The organism is Syntrophaceticus schinkii, assembly GCF_000946815.1.
GTDB lineage: Bacteria > Bacillota > DSM-12270 > Thermacetogeniales > Thermacetogeniaceae > Syntrophaceticus > Syntrophaceticus schinkii.
In genome coordinates this window covers 1-1,968 of record NZ_CDRZ01000183.1, presented here as the reverse complement: position 1 = coordinate 1,968, position 1,968 = coordinate 1, and the positions used below count along the sequence as shown (strand labels likewise).

Annotated in this window: 3 protein-coding genes; 1 reads left to right on the top strand and 2 read right to left on the bottom strand. The window is 47.7% G+C overall.

The annotated features are described in order from the left end of the window. On the top strand, positions 1–255 hold a 255-nt coding region (locus SSCH_RS22365; RefSeq protein WP_232294281.1), incomplete at its 5' end, for a hypothetical protein. A 414-nt stretch (positions 256–669) separates the two neighbouring features. Here the strand turns inward: SSCH_RS22365 and istB are convergent. Together istB and SSCH_RS07190 are read right to left on the bottom strand one after the other, a co-directional pair. After that, positions 670–1,428 carry an IS21-like element helper ATPase IstB gene (gene istB / locus SSCH_RS07195; RefSeq protein ID WP_044664876.1) on the bottom strand — a complete coding sequence of 253 codons (759 nt, stop codon included), beginning with the start codon at positions 1,426–1,428 and terminating at the stop codon, positions 670–672. After that, positions 1,409–1,849 (bottom strand): hypothetical protein, encoded by a 441-nt coding sequence (locus SSCH_RS07190; protein ID WP_156972165.1) that lies wholly within the window; start codon positions 1,847–1,849, stop codon positions 1,409–1,411. Before SSCH_RS07190 ends, istB begins: the two co-directional genes overlap by 20 nt. Positions 1,850–1,968 lie beyond the last annotated feature (119 nt).

Genomic DNA, 1,968 nt, shown 5'->3' with positions numbered 1-1,968 from the left:
TACCGCAGTTTAGATGATTATCAGCCCCTTTCGTTGTACACACTCTCGCTACTATCATTGTCCACAGAGGATGGCGTGGTCGAGCCCTATGATGGTGGCAACCGCGCCGTCCATCTTCTTTGTGAACTTTTCCTAGTCGGGCATGACGTTCCCCGAGGATTGGTCTTAATGAAGATGTTATCCATCATCAACGCAGGACTAGATTATGTCTTACCAAAAAACAAAAAAAGAAATAGTAAGCTGTTGAGATGTTAGGGTCATGGACTAAGCATAACCAGGGATCAGAGATTGACCATTTTTTTCATTTTAACTTCGGACAGTTACTCTAGAGCACCCCAGTGAAATTTTGGACGTTTCCTCATCCCATTTTACCATTTGGTTAAAAGAATGCGTAACAGGTTATTTTCTAAGTTTCCCGTGTCTGGGGCAGCTCAATCAGATTCAAAAGATCAGGGTGGATCACTTTTAGTGATCAAATGGACCCGTTTTAAGCTGACGATCGCATTCGACAAAAGTCGGGTGGTTGTGTTTGGCAAGATAAAATTACATAGTACGGCAGCTTAAAAGTACACAACTAGAAGGCTGCCATCGTTTGCGTACCGTACATGTACGCTATAGAAGGGTTCCCCCTTTCCTTCCCCCGAAGGGGAAGGAAAGCATATGTTCTTTTTATGTTTCCCTCACCTCCTGATCGTCAATTCCTGTATTTTTTACTCCGGATAAAGCTTGTTTTAACCTGAAGCTCTCACCGGTGAATGCCAAGATATGAGCATGATGAACAAGGCGATCGATCATTGCCGCTGTCAATCTGTTGTCACCGAGCACGCTGTTCCAGTGCCCGAATTGCAGATTCGAAGTAATGATGACACTCTGTTTTTCATAGGCCTGGGCAACAACATTAAAGAGCAATTCCGCCCCGTCACGGTGCAGCGGGACGAAGCCTAGTTCATCTATAATCAGAAGTTCTGCTTTGCTTAGCTGGGCCATCATCTTTTTTAACCGCCCCTGGCGGTGGCTTTCAAGCAGGGTATTGACCAAGTCCAGGCAGCGGTAAAAACGCACCAGCTTATCTTTTGTGCAGGCTCTTAATCCTAAGGCAGTGGCCAGAAATGTCTTGCCTGTGCCTACGGCGCCTACGGCAATAATATTCTCGCAGCGCTCGATGAATTTAAGTTCCACTAGGTCGGTTTTACTGGTGGTGTCCGGTAGGGTAACCGGTGACCAGTCGAAATTTTCAAGTGATTTTGTATTGACGAACCCAGCTGTTTTGATTAGCCTGTCAATTCTTTTTAACCGCCTGGCCTTGATCTCTTCGGCAAAAAGTGCCGTTAGATACTGCTCCGGCTCGTTAAAGGGCACATCCTGGTAGATCCGGGGCACGTTGGCCAGTTTCAGGGCTTTACACTGCTCAGATAGTGATTGTTGCATTCACATTACCCCCTCTACCTGACGGCACCAGTTGATCATAGTCTTCAACCCGGGGCAGATAATTTTTGACGCTGGGCGGGCTGTAGTCGTCGTCAAGCTCGCTGTTCGCTTTCTCCTGGGTGCTCAGCTGGTAAAGCAAGTGCCAGATGATCGCCTGATCATTTACCCTGGAGGCACCTGCTTTTTCCAATGCCTTTTCAATGAAGCCCATCTCGTAGCCTTCTTGCAGCAGGGTATGGACAAAATTAATCCTTTCCCGGAAAGCTTCCGGGTTGGCTTCAAGGTAACTTTTCACCGCAGAGGGAAGGAAACGGTAGAGAGTTGAGTTCCTGGCCCCTTTTGGCTTGCGGACAAAGATGGCGAAATGGCCCGCCCAGTCTATCGGCTTGCAAAATTCGGCCTCGAAGCGGTAGTGGAGCATGAAGCGGACAAATAACTCGTTTAAAACTCTCTCGCCATTTTTACCGAAACTGCTTACCGCCGCCGTCAGATTGTCAAAGCGGATTTTTCGGCACCCCGCCGGCCATCTCAAAGCTTAGG

Excerpts from the sequence above, each read along its gene's own strand:
- SSCH_RS07190 (WP_156972165.1), bottom strand. The coding sequence starts at position 1,849 with ATGCTCCACTACCGCTTCGAGGCCGAATTTTGCAAGCCGATAGACTGG.
- istB (WP_044664876.1), bottom strand. The coding sequence starts at position 1,428 with ATGCAACAATCACTATCTGAGCAGTGTAAAGCCCTGAAACTGGCCAAC.